This is a genomic window from Psychrobacter sp. GW64-MNA-CIBAN-0177 (assembly GCF_040309585.1).
Taxonomy (GTDB): domain Bacteria; phylum Pseudomonadota; class Gammaproteobacteria; order Pseudomonadales; family Moraxellaceae; genus Psychrobacter; species Psychrobacter okhotskensis.
Window position 1 is genome coordinate 1 of record NZ_JBEOOY010000134.1, and the last position, 288, is coordinate 288.

Annotated in this window: 1 pseudogene; it reads left to right on the forward strand. The window is 45.1% G+C overall.

Annotated features, from left to right (window positions below):
* Window positions 1-288: pseudogene (locus AAEY79_RS14490) on the forward strand (valine--pyruvate transaminase); the annotation flags it as partial.

The following is a 288-nucleotide window of genomic DNA, read 5'->3' on the forward strand; positions in this document are numbered from 1 at the left end:
GGCATCTCGCAGCTGATGGATGATCTAGGCGATGCACTAAAAAGTGATCAGCCGATTAATATGCTGGGCGGTGGCAATCCTGCTCGTATTGATGCCGTCAATGAGGTTTTTCTAGAGACGTATCGAGCATTAGGTAACGATGACGCTAATAACACCAATGAGCTGAATAGTACCGCCCTAACCAGCATCGGTAACTACTCTAATCCGCAAGGCGATGCCGCTTTTATTGACGCGTTAGTTGGTTTTTTTAACCGTCATTATGATTGGAACTTAAGCGCTGATAATATC